This is a genomic window from Psychrobacter sp. N25K4-3-2, assembly GCF_015351755.1.
GTDB lineage: Bacteria > Pseudomonadota > Gammaproteobacteria > Pseudomonadales > Moraxellaceae > Psychrobacter > Psychrobacter glaciei.
The window spans coordinates 202,872-220,541 of the sequence record NZ_JADKLX010000003.1; the positions used below are offsets into that span (position 1 = coordinate 202,872).

Genomic DNA, 17,670 nt, shown 5'->3' on the forward strand with positions numbered 1-17,670 from the left:
CTGCCTATTAATGAACAAGCTGAGGAAGTTGTGATGTTTAAAAAAGTATTGATTGCCAATCGCGGTGCTATTGCTTGCCGAATTATACGTACCTTAAAGCAAATGGGTGTCGGCTCAGTCGTTGTCTATACCGATGTAGATCGAGGTTCACTACATGTCAGTCAGGCTGATGAAGCCATAAACATCGGCTCTGGTCCTGCCAGTGATAGCTATCTAAATATGGACAAAGTATTGCAAGCAGCGATCGATTCAGGTGCAGAAGCAATTCATCCTGGGTATGGGTTTTTGTCAGAAAACGCTGCATTCTGTGATCGCTGCAATGATGCTGCAATCGCTTTTATTGGGCCAACCTCTGAGCAGCTGCTTAGCTTTGGACTCAAGCATACGGCTCGTAAGCTCGCCATTGACAGCCAAGTGCCATTGTTACCCGGTAGCGAACTGCTACAAGATGTGGACGAAGCATTACGTGAGGCCGAGCGTATTGGCTACCCTGTCATGCTGAAAAGCACTGCAGGCGGCGGCGGTATCGGCATGCGTCTGGTATGGGATGAGGTCGAACTAAAGGATGCTTATGAGTCTGTGCATCATTTGGCACAAAGCAATTTTAGTGATGCTGGGCTATATCTCGAAAAATTTGTAGAGCATGCTCGTCATATCGAAGTGCAAGTATTTGGTGACGGGGCAGGTAATATCATCACATTAGGAGAGCGTGACTGTTCTATCCAGCGTCGTAATCAAAAAGTGATTGAAGAAACACCAGCACCCTTACTATCAGATGCACAAAGACAAAATCTACAAGAGGTGGCGACTAAGTTGATGCAACAAGTCAACTATCGCTCTGCTGGTACCGTTGAGTTTGTGATGGATGTGTCGACGCAAGACTTCTATTTCTTGGAGGTAAATACGCGCTTGCAAGTTGAGCATGGTGTCACCGAAGAGATCTATCAAGTGGACCTAGTACGCTGGATGATTGAGCTGGCTGCAGGCGAGTTCGTATTACCAGAGCTGCCACTGCACGCGTCAGGACATTCGATTCAGGTGCGTCTGTATGCTGAAGACCCTGTCAAAAGCTTTCAGCCAAGCACGGGGATTCTAACGGATGCCTATTTTGATACAGCAGCTCGCGTTGAGACTTGGATAGAAAAGGGCAGTGAGATATCAGCCTTTTATGACCCGATGCTAGCAAAAATCATTGTCACGGCACCTGACCGCGCGCAAGCGCTGGAGAAAATGAGCCAAAGTTTGGCTGTGTCACGTATGGCAGGTCTTGAAACTAATCTTGAGTATTTGCAGCAGATAGTGGCTTCAGAGACGTTTGATCAGGGCGAGCAGACTACAAGGTTTTTGAACACTTTTACGTGGCTCAGTCAAAAAATTGAAGTGTTGCAGTCGGGCGTACAGACCGCCGTACAAGATGTACTTGGCCGAGAAGGCTACTGGGATGTGGGCGTACCTCCATCAGGTGCGATAGATGGTCTGAGTCTCAATACGGGTAATCAGCTGTTGGGTAATCCATTTAACACTGCAGGTCTTGAGTGCGTGGTTACTGGACCGACCTTATTGTTCCATTGCGACAGTCAGATTGCCATTACTGGCGGTAACATGGCATGTACCTTGGATGGTGTAGAGCAGCCGATGTGGCAAACCATTCCTGTACGTAAAGGTCAAAAACTTATTTGTGGCAATATCACCTCAGGTTGCCGAAGCTATATCGCTATCAAAGGTGGAATAGATGTCCCTGAATATTTGGGTAGCCAAGCGACCTTTAGTTTAGGTCAGTTTGGTGGTCATGCTGGTCGTAATTTGCTCATCGGAGACATGTTACCCGTTATGCAGTGCGACACGTCTCTTGCTACTAAAGCCTTACCTGCCGCACAGCAACCAACGTTTAATGGACTATGGCAAATCGCGGTCATGTATGGACCACACGGCGCGCCAGACTTTTTTACGGACGCTGATGTGGCGCAGTTCTTTGAGCATGAATGGGACGTCCATCATAACTCTAGCCGTACTGGTATACGTCTGGTCGGACCTAGACCTGAATGGGCGCGTGAAGATGGCGGCGAGGCAGGACTACACCCCTCAAATATCCATGACAATGCTTATGCCGTCGGTGCGATTGACTTCACAGGGGACATGCCTATCATCTTAGGGCCTGATGGACCAAGCCTTGGCGGCTTTGTCTGCTTGAGCGTCATAGTTGCAGGTGAGCGCTGGAAAATGGGACAACTCAAGGCAGGTGATCGAGTGCAGTTTGTCCCTGTCAGCTATGATCAAGCAGCACAATTACATCAGCGCTACGATGACATGCTACGGGCTGATGACTGTTATTTGGTTGATTACAGCTTGCCCATTCATACAGAAAACGCGACTTTGCAGACAGCCATATTAGACACTTTACCCATTAACGATGATCATCCAAAAGTGGTGTATCGTCCTGCCGGAGACAGCTATATATTGATTGAGTATGGCGAGCAGGTGCTTGATTTGCAATTGCGCTTTCGCGTTCAGGCATTGATGGAGTGCCTACAAGCACAGCATATCGATGCCATTATCGATATGACGCCCGGTATTCGCTCGTTATTAGTGCATTACCATTCATTAAAATTGCCACAGGCGGCACTACTGGCAATTCTCAAGCAAGCAGAAAGTGCATTGCCCGATATTAAACACATGCAAGTGCCGTCCAGAATTGTTCATCTACCAATGGCATGGGCTGACTCTCAGACCAAGCTAGCAACTGAGAAATATCAGCAACTTGTCTATCCCGACGCACCTTGGTGTCCTGACAATATCGAATTCATCAGACGTATCAATGGCTTGGCCTCTACCCAAGCGGTCAAAGATATTGTCTATGATGCCAGCTACTTAGTCATGGGACTCGGTGATGTCTATTTGGGTGCGCCTGTTGCCACACCGCTCGATCCAAGACATCGCTTGGTCACCACCAAATACAATCCTGCCAGAACATGGACGCCAGAGAACGCAGTGGGTATCGGCGGCGCCTATATGTGTATTTACGGTATGGAAGGCCCAGGCGGCTATCAGTTTGTCGGTAGGACACTACAAATATGGAATCGCTATCGCTCGCATCCCAGTTTTGAAGCTGAAAAACCATGGTTACTACGATTCTTTGATCAAATTCGTTTTTATGAAGTCAGTGAAGAAGAACTGTTATCGATGCGAACTGCCTTTAAGGCAGGTGAGCTATCGATTGAGGTTGAGGATAGTGTGTTAAACCTCGCTGAGTATTACGAGATGTTGCATGAAAACAAGGACAGTATTCAGACGTTCAAAGATCAGCAACAAGCCAACTTTGATGCAGAGCGACAACGTTGGAAGCAGCAAGGTCTTGACCAGTATGTTGGCGAAGATATTGACGCGGTAGAAGTATCATCAGAAGTTTCTGTACCTGAGGGCGGGGTAGTCGTCAAAGCTCATATGATGGGCAGTGTATGGAAGATTTCTTGCGCGGTAGGTGATGTAGTCGATGAGGGGCAGACCCTAGCAATCATAGAAGCCATGAAAATTGAGATACCAATTGTCTCACCCGTTGCGATGCAGGTCGTGAGTATTGAAATTGAGATTGGTACTACAGTGAAACCCGAGCAGCCTTTATTTGTACTTGCACCCATTACTGCTCGTGAGACAGTGGTGGCAGACGCAGACGCAGACGCAGACGCAGACGCAGTCAGCCGATGCTGTACGGACTCATCTAGCCGATAGTGAGATAGCAAAACAACGATAAAAATGGCGAAGAATAATAGAGAGAGCAACTATGCAAAAGAATTGGACGATCAAAGATTGGCAAAGCGCTTATGCCGAAGGAAGTATCCAGCTAAGTGATCTACTGGATTATGTGGCGGGTATTAGCAATGATAATAATGCTTGGATTGAGATTGCGACTCCTGAGCAGCTAACCGCCCAGATTGACAGTATCGCCGCGCAAAATTCTCAAGACTTACCGCTATACGGCATACCGTTTGCGGTAAAAGACAACATCGATGTGGCAGGGTTTCATACCACGGCAGGATGTACAGCCCCTTTGTATTTGGCTGACAAAGACGCGCATGTGATTGCCAAGCTAAAGGCAGCAGGCGCTATCGTCATCGGCAAAACCAATCTTGACCAGTTTGCGACAGGACTGGTAGGGACGCGCTCACCTTATGGGGCAGTGGCCAACAGTTTCAATCCCGACTATATCAGTGGCGGCTCAAGCTCAGGCTCTGCGGTAAGTGTGGCAAATGGCATCGTTCCTTTTGCATTAGGAACGGACACAGCAGGCTCTGGACGTGTGCCTGCTGGACATAACAATATAGTGGGTTTGAAGCCAACAAAAGGCTGGTTCTCCAGTACGGGTCTCATTCCAGCGTGTCGATTACATGATGTTATTTCTATTTTTGCGCTTGGCGTTGATGATGCGTGGCATGTAGCTCAGCTAATGAAAGGCTACGATAAAGAAGACGATTATAGTCGTATCCATCCTGCTACTGCGCCAGTCGCCTTTAGCCTTGGCAAAATCGCTATCCCTGATATTTTAGAGTTCTATGGTGATACCGAGTCAGAGCAGGCTTTTGAGATAGCCATCACGCAGTTACAAACGATGGGTTATGAGATCACACCGATAGACTTTACGGTCTTTAATGAGTTAGCAGATGCACTCTATAACGACAGCTGGGTTAGTGAACGCACCTTTGCCATCGATCAGCTCGTCGAGCGTGACACGCTGTTGCATGTCACTCGCGAAATCATCAGTCAAGCTGAGAAGTACAATGCGGTTGATGCAATGAGTGCTGAGTATTCTCGCGCTGCATTAAGTCGCCGTATTCAACAAACGCTATCTGAATTTGACGCATTAATGGTGCCAACTGCGCCGACTATTTACACCATCGATGCGGTCAATGCTGACCCGTTAACGAAAAATAGCCACATGGGTGCTTATACTAATTTTGTGAATCTAGCGGACTTATCGGCGTTGGCGTTGCCGAATCTAATTGCTAGAGACGGATTACCGCGCGGTGTGACCTTTATCGCTATGGGCTGGCATGACGAAGCTTTAGCCAATTTTGGTCATCAGTGGCAGACCGCTCTAGATATACCAATGGGAACCTCTCACCATCGTTATCACTCCGGCGCCTCTCAAACACAAACAGCTCAATCTGATCAACCGCAACCGCTTATTCCACTGAGTACCGATGACAGTGATAGTAGTGTGGCGTTAGCCGTGGTTGGTGCGCATCTGAGTGGTATGCCGCTCAATTATCAGCTGACGGATAGAGGCGGTGTGTTGTCCGAACAAACCCAAACGGCAGCAACTTATCAGCTCTTTGCATTGGCAGGGTCGACACCTGCCAAACCGGGACTGAAACGCCATGACGAAGGACGCTCTATTGCGGTAGAAGTTTGGAGAATTCCTAGAGCAAGATTTGGCGAAATCGTCAACGAAGTGCCATCACCATTAGGAATTGGCAATGTTGAATTGGCAGACGGACGCTGGGTCAAGAGCTTCATTTGTGAAGAATACGGGTTTGAAGGCGGCACAGATGTGACAGCGTTCGGTGGTTGGAAAGCTTATGTAGCCAAGCAGTCAGAGACCATTGCTTAGACTGCCTCAATTGACTTATGATCCAAAAATAGTAGCGCCAGTAATATTCTCTCTCGTGGTATTGCAAACAATAATCAACGGACATTCCCATAATGGGCTTGTCTTTATTCAAGGAGCAAAACTCATGAATCGACGCTTATTTACTTTTGCGGTTCTCTCAAGCTTTATGCTATTTGGTTGTGACAATACGGCTACCGTCTCAGCACCTGAGGGCGAGGCAACATCAGAAAAAGTTACTACCTCAAATGATGAACCGATTTCTATCGGTTACAGTGATTGGCCTGGCTGGGTAGCGTGGCAAATTGCGATTGATAAAGGCTGGTTTGATGAAGCTGGCGTGAATGTTGAGTTTAAGTGGTTTGATTACTCTGCCTCGTTATCCGCTTTTGCGTCCAGCCAGTTGGATGCCATTTCTGTCACCAATGGCGACAATTTAGTCAACGCTGCGAGTGGTAGTGAAGGCATCATTATTTTGGTCAATGACTACTCAGCAGGTAATGATCAGATCATCGCTAAACCTTCGGTCACCAGCATAGCGGATCTAAAAGGCAAATCAATCGGTGTCGAAAAGGGCTTGGTAGATCATTTGCTGCTCAATAGCGCGCTGGCTGACAATGGGTTGACAGAGGCTGATGTAACACTGGTGAATGCCACCACAAACGAGCTACCTCAAGTCTTCACAAATGACAGTATTGACGCCGTCTCCATCTGGCAGCCCAATGCCAATCAAGCACTAAAAAATGTACCAAGTGCAAAGGCTATTTATACCTCAGCGGATAAGCCAGGTCTTATTTATGACACGTTAGCCGTCAGTCCCGCCAGTCTCTCTGCGCACAAGGCAGAGTACGCCAAGATCATTCAGGTGTGGGGCAAGGTCGTCAACTATATCAATGATCCAGCGACTAGAGATGATGCGATTAGCATTATGTCTAACAAGGTCAATGTCCCTGCTGATCAATATAGTGCTTTCTTGAATGGGACGAAATTAATGAGTCTGGAAGACAATAAAAAGATTTTTGCGAAGTCTGATGAGCTGAGCTCTATTTATGGGTCTAGCTATCACGTCAACCAGTTCAATATTGATAATCAAATTTATGATCAAACGCTTGATATAGATAAATTGATCTATCCTGATTTGATTAATCAGTAAGGATAGTTTGTAGTTTTGTCTATTACAAAGGCAGTGGTTTTTGAGTCTTTATCATCGTTTTAGAGGGTAGTCTATGAGTCATATCAATACATATCTCACCAAGAAAACCACGCTTGGGCTCAATGTACTCTCATTTTTGATTCCAATCTTAATATGGTGTGCGGTCAGCTATCTTCCTTTTATTTGGCATCCGCAAGTTGAAATTACCGATGCTGGCGCGAGTACCTATCTACAAGAGGGCAGCCGCATTGATAAAGAGGTATTTTACCGTGAAGCACAGGATGCGATGGCCTCTGATGCAGTACCGCCGCAAGGAAAGCTGGTCAACCCTGTCTACTTGCCAGCACCTGATGAGGTAGCCACAGCGATGGTTACTGCATTTGCCACCCCGCCTGCGCAAGCGGATGCTCCTTGGTTACATGAGAGTCTTTGGCAAAGTGTACGCACGGTATTTATCGCTTTTTTTATCTCATCTATTTTCGGTATACCACTAGGTCTGCTGTGCGGGTTTTCTCAAAAAATCGCACAAATCACTCAGCCTTTCGTAGAGTTCTTTCGCTATCTACCAGCGCCAGCATTTGGACCCTTAGCCGTGGCGGTGCTTGGTATCTACGATGGACCAAAAATTGCCATCATCGTGATTGGGACTTTGTTTCAACAGATTCTAATCATTGCAAATACCACGCGTACTATGGATCTTGGTCTTATTGAGGCAGGTTACACGCTAGGCACAACCAAACTCAAAAGTTTCTTTTATGTACTGCTTCCTGCGGTGTTGCCCGATGTCTATCGAGACTTACGTGTCCTACTCGGCTGGGCATGGACGTATTTGATTGTCGCTGAACTGATCGGGACGACCTCAGGCATCACATGGTTTATTGTGCAACAAGCCCGTTACCAGCATTTTGATAACGTCTATGCAGGTATTCTTCTTATTGGGTTTATCGGTTTAGGTACAGATATCTTGTTGTACCAGCTCGGTAAAAAACTCTTCAAATGGAAAGCGAGTATTTAAATGATGACTAATGATATGACCTCTTCCGTCCCTACAAACAGTGCTCGCACTACCCATAGCGGCGGCACCACTGACGATTATTTCAAAGCGCTCTATCAGCGAGATGTGGTGCTGCAAGTTGATCAACTGACACAGTCGTTTGATCAAGGCGGTAGCCAAAAAGTAATATTGAAAGATGTCAGCCTAAAAATCTATGAGCGTGAGTTTGTATGTGTGATCGGTCCTTCTGGTTGCGGTAAATCAACATTGGGGCGTATCGTTGCAGGATTAGATACTTATCCCAGCGGAGAGGTAATCGTTGATAAAGAAAAAGTCAAAGGTCCAAGCGCCAGTCGTGGCATGGTTTTTCAAGGCTATACGTTATTTCCTTGGAAGACGGTTAAAGAAAATGTCATGTTTGGTCCTATCATGGGCGGCCGCAGCAAGTCGAGTGCAGAGCGTAGCGCTCGTGAGTGGCTTGATGTGGTTGGACTGACCAAGTACGAAAACCACTATCCGCATCAACTGTCTGGCGGTATGAAGCAGCGTGTTGCGATTGCGCGAGCGCTGGTCAATGAGCCAAAAGTATTAATCATGGATGAGCCTTTTGGCGCACTTGATCCTTACACACGTCAAAAAATGCAGAAGCATTTGCTAGATCTGTGGCGCAATATTGACATTACTATCGTATTTATTACGCATGACATGGATGAGGCAGTATTACTGTCAGATCGTATTGTTGTGCTAAAGGCTAACCCAGGTGAGGTACAAGAGGTTATTGAAGTGCCGCTCGCACGGCCTCGTTCTCCTGATATTGTGACAGACAGTCATTTTTTACAACTAAAAGCACGTATCAATGATATCGTCCACAATCCACAGCCTGTCATTGATCCTGCATTGATAGATATGCCAGATATCCCACGTATGACGCCTTTGGACAAAAACAAATCAGCAACATAGCTATTTATCTCAAATTATAGAATACATTCCCTAATCATAACTTTCTACCACTACAATCGTTGCTAGCTATAAGGTGCATCGGTTGTACTTTATTATGCCTAGTCTCAAAGGATATGACTCATATACAAGTTTCGCTTAGCAATACTACTACGAGTTATCTCTGATTAACTGCTGCTGATAAATACGACTGCTGTTATACTCAGTAGCGTATTCATCTGCTTATCGATCCTTTTATGACGACTGAATCTATGACTACCACCTCTTTTGTTCTAACCAGCTATAACATTCACAAAGGCATGTCGCCTATGAATCGCCAAGTGAAAATGCAAGGTATTGCCCATGCGCTTGAAGTCATAGAGTCCGATGTGCTGTGTTTGCAAGAGGTGCAAGGTCAAAACCTCAAGCGCAATATGCAATACAACGAATATCCTGACCAATCACAGCATGAATGGTTTGGTGAGTATCTGCAGCTGCAAAATAGCTATGGCAAAAACTCAGAATATGAAAACGGTCATCATGGCAATGCCGTGCTCAGCCGATTTCCGCTAGATCCCAAGCACAACGTGAATATTACCGTTAATAAACTAGAGCAACGCGGCGTCTTGCACTGTGAGGTACAGCCTATCGGTTGGGAGCGACCTGTCGTGGTATTGTGCGCGCACTTGAATTTGTTTGAGCGCGATCGTCTCAAGCAATATGAAGCCATTGCCAACTATGTGCGCAATGAGATTGCGCCTGACCAACCGCTTATTTTGGCAGGCGATTTTAACGATTGGAAAAAACTGTCTTGTGATAAGTTGGCGTCTAGTCTCGGCATGACCGAAGCTTTCAAGCATTGTCACGGCAAGCTGTCGCCCACCTTTCCAGCCAAGCTGCCCGTCCTCAGCTTAGACCGTATTTATGTACGTAATCTAAGGATTAAGGATGCATGGGTACACACTGGAAAACCGTGGTCAACGCTATCCGATCATTTGCCCATCAGTGCTGAACTGATGTTGCCATAGCGCAAACCATCTACTGAAACGCAAACAATTGACTAAAAAATAAAATAATAGAAACCCACAAGGATGATGAACCATGTCTAATACTCAAATACCAACCACTCAACAGGCGGTACTTATTCGTGAGTTTGGCGAACCTGACGTTATGAGTTATGAGGATGGTGTTGCTGTTCCTACTTTGGCGGATGAGCAAGTCTTAGTAAAAGTAGCCTACGCAGGCATTAACCCCGTTGATTACAAAACCCGTCAAGGCAAAGGGTGGGGCGCTGATAATATTCGTAAAGATAAATTTGATCATGATCAGCCAGCGATTTTAGGCTTTGATATGTCAGGAGTGGTAGTCAGTAGCAATAACGAACAGTTTGCTGTTGGTGATAAAGTCGCCGCCTTGACCTTCAATGGTGGCTGCTATGCTGAGTATGTGGCAGTCGATGGCAAGTTGCTCGCCAAAGTGCCAGAGTCTGTCACATTAGAGCAAGCAGGTGCGCTGCCTTGTATCGGACAAACGGCGCTACAATTTGTAGAGTTTGCTGGTATCAAAAAAGGTGAGCATGTCGTCATAAATGCACCAGCAGGCGGCGTCGGTCATTTGTTGATCCAGTTGCTCATGAATAAAGTGTCGCAAGATAACATTAAGGTAACGGTAATTTGCTCGCCAGAAAAGTACGCCAAGCTCGATGCGTTAATAGACAAATCCAAGCTGACGAGCTGGATTGACTACACTAAAGAGGAGGCATTTCCTGACTTGCAAGCCGATGTGCTGCTTGACTTGGTCGGTGGGGATGCAGGGGTACGCGCGCTTGATGTACTCAAATCTGGTGGCCGCGTTAATGTGCTACCAACGATCTGGGTTGATAAGCTCGTCGATGCTGGTAGTCAAAAAAGCTTAAACGTGGCTGGTTATAAAGCGCAGCGTAGTGGGCAAGATATGGCAAGAGTGTTAGAACAAGTGGGCACTGGTAAGCTCAAATTACAGATTCAGCAGACGTATCCGTTATCTGAAGCCGTGGCAGCACATCGCGAGCTACAAAAAGGCGATACCTTTGGTAAGATTGTTCTAAAGGCAGACTAATCGGGCAGCATTTGCCGAAACGTAAGACTAATGCGCCCATCAGCGACTGATTTTGTCTTGGTGATGGTGTGCTTCCAGTAGGCTTGTGTATCGCCATGCATGACAATAAGCTGACCAGACTCAAGATAAAGCTCGACTTTATCTTGGGTTTTTTTATGCTTGAAGACAAATTTGCGCGTGGCACCGAGCGATAGGGCAGCGATAATTGGCTGATAGCCTAACTCTTTCTCGTCATCTGCATGATAGCCCATGCCATCGCTACCTGAGGGGTAATAATTCAACAGACAAGAATTAAAGTTAGCGACAATTCCAATATTTGCTAGTTGTTGTTCGACATACTGTTTCACATGAAACACTGTCTCTGACCATGGGATACTTTGGCGGGCATGTCCAGAGTAGTGATAGCTACTATTGTTTCCACCCATCCAAACGATTTGACGCGTGGTGACATGGGTCTTGCCAAACAAAGTGACAATGTCAGCATGCCAAGGCAGTTCGCTTAGTAAGAGGTCGTAAAGCTCACGGCTATTCTCAACAACGATGCCCAAATCATTGAGCGTCCCTTCATAAGGCAATAGGTTATCTACAGAACTAGGAGCAAATAAATCAGTCATAAGCTAAAATTTTAACGATTAAGATTCTGTAAGATAAATTTGGCACATCTCTCTGGTGCTTCTATAGGTAATAAATGTCCGTTCTCAGGCATGATAGTAAGCTGGTTAGCGGGCACAAATTTTTGCCAATTATTACGAACTTTATCGTTAATAAAAATAGTCGGCTTGCCAATGATAAGTTGGTAAGGCACCTTGGTTTTCGCCAGCTTCTTTAATGCACCGTCGATATAAGGGATGCCAAAATAATTTGCTATCTCTTGTTCGGGAGTGAATATAAATGCATAACTGCCATCGTCTTGTTGTATTAAGCTTTGTTCGGCAAACAGGTACAAGTGCTCATCAGAGATGCGTCGATAAGCGCTTTTTTCTCGTAGGTTTTTATAGAACTCATCTATATTTGCCCAAACCTTTTGCTTGGTTAAAGCGCTTTTAAAAGGTTGACGCTTAAGCTTAACGGAACGAGGTATCAGCTTATACAACAGCGCTTGCGATTTGGTAAAAGTTACCGGCTCAATCAAATACAACTCAGAGAATAGATCAGGGCGTTTAGCCGCTGCCATAGCGGTAGCGGTAGCGCCTTGTGAGTGTCCAATGCCTATAACAGGACCATCTTGAGTCTGCTCTAAAAACTGAATAAGCAGATCGGCATCTTGCTCACGCGTTAATACACGGGCTTTTGGCTGGTCATACCAATAGCCGCGCATCGCGAGCGAGCTGATGTCAAAACCAGCAGAAAGCTCTGTCAACAGGGGCTTGTAGTTACCTACTGTAAAACCATTGCCACCATAAAAGTGCGCTTTAGGGCGTTTGGTTTTATTATTAGCCGATGTATTCAATGAGCTTAAATCATAATAGCGTGCCTTTTGACCACCGATATCGATACTGTTTGTGAATGCTTCCATAAAAGTAACACTGCCTTATGATTTATTATTCATCAATAATTAATTGTTTTCGCCTAAGAAGCCGCCACTTTGACGCTGCCATAAGCCAGCATACACCCCATTTAATGCCAATAGTTCATCGTGGCTGCCTTGCTCGATAATCTGACCTTTATCCATGACCACCAGTCTATCGAGTGCGGCAATCGTAGAGAGACGATGGGCAATGGCAATAACTGTTTTGCCCGTCATAATATCATTCAAGCTTTCAGTAATGGCAAATTCAATCTCAGAGTCGAGCGCACTGGTCGCTTCATCTAAGAGTAAAATCGGCGCATTTTTTAGCATGACACGTGAGATGGCAATACGCTGACGCTGGCCGCCAGATAGTTTAACCCCGCGCTCGCCCACTTGTGTATCCAGACCAGTGTTGCCTTTATCATCATATAAATCTTTGATGAATTCCCAAGCCTGTGCTTGCTCAGTGGCAAGGATGATTTCTTCATCGCTGGCATCAGGGCGACCATAGGCGATGTTTTCACGGACAGTACGATGGAGCAGCGAGGTATCTTGCGTGACCATACCGATTTGTTGACGCAAGGACTCTTGAGTGACTTCGTCAATCGCTTGTCCATCGATGTAGATTTTACCTTTATCCACATCAAAAAAGCGCAATAATAAATTTACTAAGGTTGATTTACCAGCACCTGAGCGACCCACCAAACCAATCTTTTCACCCGGTTTAATATCTAGATGGAAGCCATCAAGTAGTTTGACTTGTGAATGGGTAAGGGCTGTTCCGGCAGTATTAACCTCGTCAATGAGCTCGCCTTCGATGTCATCGTTTTCACTTTCATAACTAAAGTCAACATGATCAAAGACGATATGGCCATCAGTCACTTTTAGCGTAGCAGCGTTAGGTGTATCAACGATAGTCTGCGGTGCAGATAGTGTACGCATACCGTCCTGAGCGGTACCAATGCTTTCAAATAAGCTGGCTGTTTGCCACATAATCCACTGCGTTAAACCATTGAGTCGCAAGGCCATCGCTGTGGCTGCGGCAACAGCGCCAACACCGATGTCGCCTTGCTGCCATAAATAGATGCCAATCCCAGCCGTACTACTCACTAAAACGACACTAATCAGATGGGTTGAGACCTCTAAATAGCTGACCCAGCGCATTTGTGCATGAACCGTTCCTAAGAACTGACCCATGGCGTTCTTGGCATAACCCAGCTCACGGCGTGAATGACTGAACAATTTGACAGTCATGATATTGGCGTAAGCGTCAGTGATGCGGCCAACCATCAACGCACGGGCATCAGCCTGTACGATAGCCGTCCGTTTAAGCTTGGGAATAAAGAAGCGCAACGCAATGCCAACTAGGACAAACCAGATAATAAATGGGATGAGCAATAAGCTGTCTAAGTTAAATAAGATAACACCAGTCGTAATAAAATACACGATCACGTACATGAACATGTCAGTGACCGTCATCACCGTATCGCGTACGGCCAGAGCCGTCTGCATCACCTTAGCAGAAACGCGACCAGAGAACTCATCTTGATAAAACTGCATCGACTGTCCGAGCATGTGCTGATGAAAACGCCAGCGCATTTGCATCGGAAACACGCCTTGAATCGACTGAAAATGAATAAACGAAGATAAGGCAATCCAAAAGGGACTCAATAGCATGACCGCTAGCATCAAAAGGAGCATATCACCTTTTTCAGCCCACAGCGTTTGCGGTGTATAGATACCCAGCCAGTCGACGATATTACCAATCCAAGCAAACAGCATCGCTTCATAAATGCCGATACCAGCCGACAAAATCATAAAAAAGAGTAGCCAGCCACGCAAACCTTTGGTACATGCCCATAAAAACTTCATCAGCCCGTCACGAGGTGAGGGCAATGGCATAGGCGTATCAGGAAAGGCGGGTAGGCGGTTTTCAAAAAAGCGAAATAGAGCATTCATAGGCAAGGGTAGAACATCAATAGCAATACGCCAAGACAAACGCTGGCAAGCATTGTCTTGAACATTTATTTGTGTGAATAGGAAGTTACGCTATTTTAACAAAACTTCGTAATCACGCCTGCATGCTAATTGTAAATTGACAATCAATAGCTACCTACGTTTACTACCTGCTAGCAAAAGCATTATAAATAGATTGCTGTATAAAACATATTTTGTTACATTCTATGGTTTTGTTGAGCAGAAAACATGGCTTAGGGCCTGTTCTCATTTTTGGCTAATTTAGTCGCTTCTGTTTAGATTGATGACGTGTTTGAGTAAACGAATAATAAATACACAAAACTGCAGCTTAAAAGGTAGACGTTCATGATGTATTTAACCATCGCGGTACTATGTAGTGTCGCTGTGTCAGTACTTTTAAAAATATTACGTCAACGAAATATTGATATCCGTCAGACTATCGTCGCCGGTTACCCAGTAGCGTTCTTACTCACTTGGTTTTTATTGAAGCCAGACATCAGCGGACTTAGTCTGTTAGGAAGCGCGTGGGGTATTATCATGGCGCTTGGCGTATTGCTGCCTGCCGTATTTATCATTCTTGGACGCGCGATTGCAGCGGTCGGCATGGTGGCAACCGATGCCGCCCAACGTTTATCACTCATCATTCCTATCGTTGCTGCTTTTTTATTATTCGGTGAGATGCTGACTGGTACGCGTATATTTGGTTTAGGATTAGGGTTTTTGGCCCTAGGTGCTTTGGTTTATCGTCCACAGCAAGGCGGCATGGATAAACAGGCGCGCCAAACGCCGCTTTGGTTATTTGGCGTCTGGGCAGGCTATGGCATTATTGATATTCTATTCAAGCAAGTTGCCAAGCAAGGGTCTGCCTTTCCGCTAACCTTATTTATCAGTTTCGGGCTGGCAGGGCTGTTACTGTTTATTTATTTGCTGATCACGCGGGTACGCTGGCAGGGCAATGCCCTCATGGCAGGAGTACTGCTGGGTGCGCTGAATATGGGCAATATTTACGCTTATGTACGGGCACATCAAGTATTGTCTGAGTCACCAAGCATTGTGTTTACTGGTATGAATGTGGGTGTCATCGCAGTGGCAACTATCATCGGCGTTGGGGTATTTAAAGAGCGGCTCAATCGCATCAATATAGTAGGCTTGGTATTAGCAATTTGCTGTGTGGCAGTACTGTTTTTAGCTTAGGAAACACCCTAATAATTTAGCCCAAATCCATCAACGTCGTTGCGATTTATAAAATCGTTAACTTATCAGATATAGGCACGCAGGGCATCCTATGATAAGGTTGCTTAAAAACAGCAAGGCTGATAAAAAGCGATTTGCTTTGAGACACTTGACCTCAATGAATAACAATAGGATGCATACTCAATGGAATACCAGAAGCAATTACAGCGTATAAAAAATGGTTCAGGCTTCATCGCGGCGCTTGACCAAAGTGGGGGCAGCACGCCAAAAGCACTCGAAAATTATGGCGTGAGCAGCGACGATTATGACAATGATGATGCCATGTTTGATCTCGTACATGAGATGCGAGCCCGTATCATCACTTGTGAGTCTTTTGATAATGAGCGCGTGCTTGGGGCGATTTTATTCGAAGATACCATGGAGCGCGAAGTTGACGGTAAGTCGACAGCTAACTATCTGTGGGAAAACAAAAATATCGTGCCATTTCTTAAGGTTGATAAAGGTCTGGCTGAACAGATGAACGGCGTGCAAGTCATGCGCCCGATACCTGATTTAGATGCGCTATTGGACAAGGCCAAAAACTATCCAGTATTTGGCACCAAGATGCGTTCAGTGATTTATGAGCCCAATGTCGATGGTATCGAGCTAGTCGTGCAGCAGCAATTTGATGTCGCCAAGCAAATCATCTCAAAAGGCCTGATGCCAATCGTCGAGCCAGAAGTAAATATTGATGGCACTAAAAAACATGACTGTGAGCTGATACTTAAAACCAGTCTATTGCATAATCTGGATCGTTTAAGTGGTGATCATCAAGTCATGCTGAAATTGACTTTGCCAGAGGAAGCGGGTTTTTATCAAGAACTGATTAATCATCCAAAAGTGCTAAAAGTGGTGGCTTTATCTGGTGGCTATAGCCGGAGCGATGCTTGTGCTAAGCTAAAACAAAACCCAGGTATGATTGCGAGCTTCTCACGTGCCTTTACTGAAGGTTTAAGTAAGCAACAAAGCGATGAGGAATTTTCTGAAACCATTAACAACTCAATTGAAGATATCTTTGAGGCGTCGAAAGTTTAAGCAATAGCTATTCAAAATAAAATTTATAATCCCAGTAAACTTTATGTTTGCTGGGATTTTTTTATTGCTTTAATTCTATATTGAACTTATTATTATCCGAATTAAGTTCATCATTTTATGAGCTTATTTATCATAAAATGGAGCTCTTCTGATGAATGTGCGTTACTCAAGCTTGTTATTAGTTTCTATATTAGCTTTATCTGGTTGTGGCGGTGGTTCCGATTCAGATAGTGGTGATTCTTCTGTTACTCCGAATACTGGTAGTCCTTCTGTAGAGCAAAATACTAACACTCAACAGCGTCAAGAGCCTGAACCTTTTGCTGGCTCTTACAGTGGCGTAATCAACAGTGATTTAAAAGACATCTATAATACCTATTTATCAATGAGCACTATCGTCAATAATGATGGTGAATTTTGGATGGTATATACCAATAATGGCTTCATTTATAATGCCAATGATTTAGTATTTGGTTTGATAAATGGTAAATTTAAAAAAAGTAGTAATCCAAATTTCACCTCATTATCATCAAATGCTACTGACTATAGTTTTACCAGTAATAGTGTTGGCACAAGATCCATTGATCTTGACCTTGGCAGACAAAATGGTGCTGATTTTACTTTTTTTGAAACTGTGGTTTATGAAGATGTGTCTAATCCAGAAGGCTTTGAGGAAGAGCTCCGGTACCCAGTATTCTTAGACTACAATCAAGGAAATTCTACAGATAAATTAGAGGATTACAAAGGGGTTTACCAAGGTGCCTTAGTGACTACGAGCACGCGTAGTACTGCTAGCATGGTCACGAACGCTATCTCAAAGGGAAGGATGGGATATAGTATTGTGGATGAACAGGGTTGTATTATTGAAGGAGATATTACTTTTGACCCAAAATCTATTTATCTTCGTGTGGATGGAAACGTAGACAACTCAGCCATCACTTGTCATCTAGAAGAGGGCAAGGTACATGGCCTTGTAACTAAAGATGATGATAAGTCCAAGGTTTTGATGCTTGTTAATGACGATAACAAAGAAGCATATGTATTTAGCGTCGTTAGTTAAGCAACCAAATATCTCTAATATTCAATTAAGACCAATAAAAAAAAGCTTGCCCCTAATCTAATTAGAGGCAAGCTTT

The 17,670-nt window shown here is 45.0% G+C and carries 12 protein-coding genes and 1 pseudogene; 10 read left to right on the plus strand and 3 right to left on the minus strand.

The window, feature by feature from the left end; translation table 11 throughout:
* Positions 1 to 33: 33 nt before the first annotated feature.
* From uca to IOD06_RS08800, 7 genes and pseudogenes are all read left to right on the plus strand, one after another.
* Positions 34 to 3,636, plus strand: a pseudogene (gene uca / locus IOD06_RS08770) (urea carboxylase); the annotation flags it as partial.
* Between the two features lie 142 nt (positions 3,637 to 3,778).
* Complete coding sequence (gene atzF, locus IOD06_RS08775) at positions 3,779 to 5,605, plus strand: allophanate hydrolase (protein WP_194620594.1); 1,827 nt, start codon at positions 3,779 to 3,781, stop codon at positions 5,603 to 5,605.
* Between the two features lie 166 nt (positions 5,606 to 5,771).
* Entirely contained in the window at positions 5,772 to 6,755 is a 984-nt protein-coding gene (locus tag IOD06_RS08780) for an ABC transporter substrate-binding protein (protein WP_227670007.1), read from the plus strand.
* 73 nt (positions 6,756 to 6,828) lie between these two features.
* The gene (locus IOD06_RS08785) at positions 6,829 to 7,770 is read left to right on the plus strand and encodes an ABC transporter permease (RefSeq protein WP_194620596.1); all 942 of its coding nucleotides are present in this window, start codon (positions 6,829 to 6,831) and stop codon (positions 7,768 to 7,770) included.
* A 15-nt stretch (positions 7,771 to 7,785) separates the two neighbouring features.
* Complete coding sequence (locus tag IOD06_RS08790) at positions 7,786 to 8,709, plus strand: ABC transporter ATP-binding protein (RefSeq protein WP_194620855.1); 924 nt, start codon at positions 7,786 to 7,788, stop codon at positions 8,707 to 8,709.
* Positions 8,710 to 8,942: 233 nt separating this feature from the next.
* The gene (locus IOD06_RS08795; protein ID WP_194620597.1) at positions 8,943 to 9,713 is read left to right on the plus strand and encodes an endonuclease/exonuclease/phosphatase family protein; all 771 of its coding nucleotides are present in this window, start codon (positions 8,943 to 8,945) and stop codon (positions 9,711 to 9,713) included.
* Between the two features lie 73 nt (positions 9,714 to 9,786).
* Positions 9,787 to 10,782, plus strand: coding sequence for an NADP-dependent oxidoreductase (locus IOD06_RS08800; RefSeq protein WP_194620598.1), 996 nt, complete (start codon positions 9,787 to 9,789; stop codon positions 10,780 to 10,782).
* On the opposite strand, the gene IOD06_RS08805 is transcribed toward IOD06_RS08800, so the two are convergent.
* Genes IOD06_RS08805 through IOD06_RS08815 form a run of 3 tightly spaced genes read right to left on the minus strand, consistent with a single transcriptional unit; the run spans position 10,779 to position 14,251 of the window.
* Positions 10,779 to 11,396, minus strand: coding sequence for an alpha-ketoglutarate-dependent dioxygenase AlkB (locus IOD06_RS08805; protein WP_194620599.1), 618 nt, complete (start codon positions 11,394 to 11,396; stop codon positions 10,779 to 10,781). The two genes, IOD06_RS08800 and IOD06_RS08805, sit on opposite strands and share 4 nt — an antisense overlap.
* An 11-nt stretch (positions 11,397 to 11,407) precedes the next feature.
* Positions 11,408 to 12,298, minus strand: coding sequence for an alpha/beta fold hydrolase (locus tag IOD06_RS08810; RefSeq protein ID WP_194620600.1), 891 nt, complete (start codon positions 12,296 to 12,298; stop codon positions 11,408 to 11,410).
* Positions 12,299 to 12,337: 39 nt separating this feature from the next.
* Positions 12,338 to 14,251, minus strand: a complete 1,914-nt coding sequence (locus IOD06_RS08815) for an ABC transporter ATP-binding protein (RefSeq protein WP_194620856.1) — start codon at positions 14,249 to 14,251, stop codon at positions 12,338 to 12,340.
* Positions 14,252 to 14,614: 363 nt separating this feature from the next.
* Between IOD06_RS08815 and IOD06_RS08820 the strand changes: the two genes are divergently transcribed.
* The 3 genes from IOD06_RS08820 to IOD06_RS08830 all read left to right on the plus strand — a co-directional run bounded on the left by IOD06_RS08820 (position 14,615) and on the right by IOD06_RS08830 (position 17,594).
* On the plus strand, positions 14,615 to 15,463 hold the full coding sequence (locus IOD06_RS08820; RefSeq protein WP_194620601.1) for an EamA/RhaT family transporter: 849 nt from the start codon (positions 14,615 to 14,617) through the stop codon (positions 15,461 to 15,463).
* 183 nt (positions 15,464 to 15,646) lie between these two features.
* Positions 15,647 to 16,537: a fructose bisphosphate aldolase gene (locus tag IOD06_RS08825; RefSeq protein ID WP_194620602.1), complete on the plus strand. Its 891-nt coding sequence runs from the start codon at positions 15,647 to 15,649 to the stop codon at positions 16,535 to 16,537.
* Positions 16,538 to 16,688: 151 nt separating this feature from the next.
* On the plus strand, positions 16,689 to 17,594 hold the full coding sequence (locus IOD06_RS08830) for a hypothetical protein (RefSeq protein WP_194620603.1): 906 nt from the start codon (positions 16,689 to 16,691) through the stop codon (positions 17,592 to 17,594).
* Positions 17,595 to 17,670 lie beyond the last annotated feature (76 nt).

Excerpts from the sequence above, each read along its gene's own strand:
- atzF (WP_194620594.1), top strand. The coding sequence starts at position 3,779 with ATGCAAAAGAATTGGACGATCAAAGATTGGCAAAGCGCTTATGCCGAA.
- IOD06_RS08780 (WP_227670007.1), top strand. The coding sequence starts at position 5,772 with ATGCTATTTGGTTGTGACAATACGGCTACCGTCTCAGCACCTGAGGGC.
- IOD06_RS08785 (WP_194620596.1), top strand. The coding sequence starts at position 6,829 with ATGAGTCATATCAATACATATCTCACCAAGAAAACCACGCTTGGGCTC.
- IOD06_RS08790 (WP_194620855.1), top strand. The coding sequence starts at position 7,786 with ATGACCTCTTCCGTCCCTACAAACAGTGCTCGCACTACCCATAGCGGC.
- IOD06_RS08795 (WP_194620597.1), top strand. The coding sequence starts at position 8,943 with ATGACGACTGAATCTATGACTACCACCTCTTTTGTTCTAACCAGCTAT.
- IOD06_RS08800 (WP_194620598.1), top strand. The coding sequence starts at position 9,787 with ATGTCTAATACTCAAATACCAACCACTCAACAGGCGGTACTTATTCGT.
- IOD06_RS08805 (WP_194620599.1), bottom strand. The coding sequence starts at position 11,396 with ATGACTGATTTATTTGCTCCTAGTTCTGTAGATAACCTATTGCCTTAT.
- IOD06_RS08810 (WP_194620600.1), bottom strand. The coding sequence starts at position 12,298 with ATGGAAGCATTCACAAACAGTATCGATATCGGTGGTCAAAAGGCACGC.
- IOD06_RS08815 (WP_194620856.1), bottom strand. The coding sequence starts at position 14,251 with ATGAATGCTCTATTTCGCTTTTTTGAAAACCGCCTACCCGCCTTTCCT.
- IOD06_RS08820 (WP_194620601.1), top strand. The coding sequence starts at position 14,615 with ATGATGTATTTAACCATCGCGGTACTATGTAGTGTCGCTGTGTCAGTA.
- IOD06_RS08825 (WP_194620602.1), top strand. The coding sequence starts at position 15,647 with ATGGAATACCAGAAGCAATTACAGCGTATAAAAAATGGTTCAGGCTTC.
- IOD06_RS08830 (WP_194620603.1), top strand. The coding sequence starts at position 16,689 with ATGAATGTGCGTTACTCAAGCTTGTTATTAGTTTCTATATTAGCTTTA.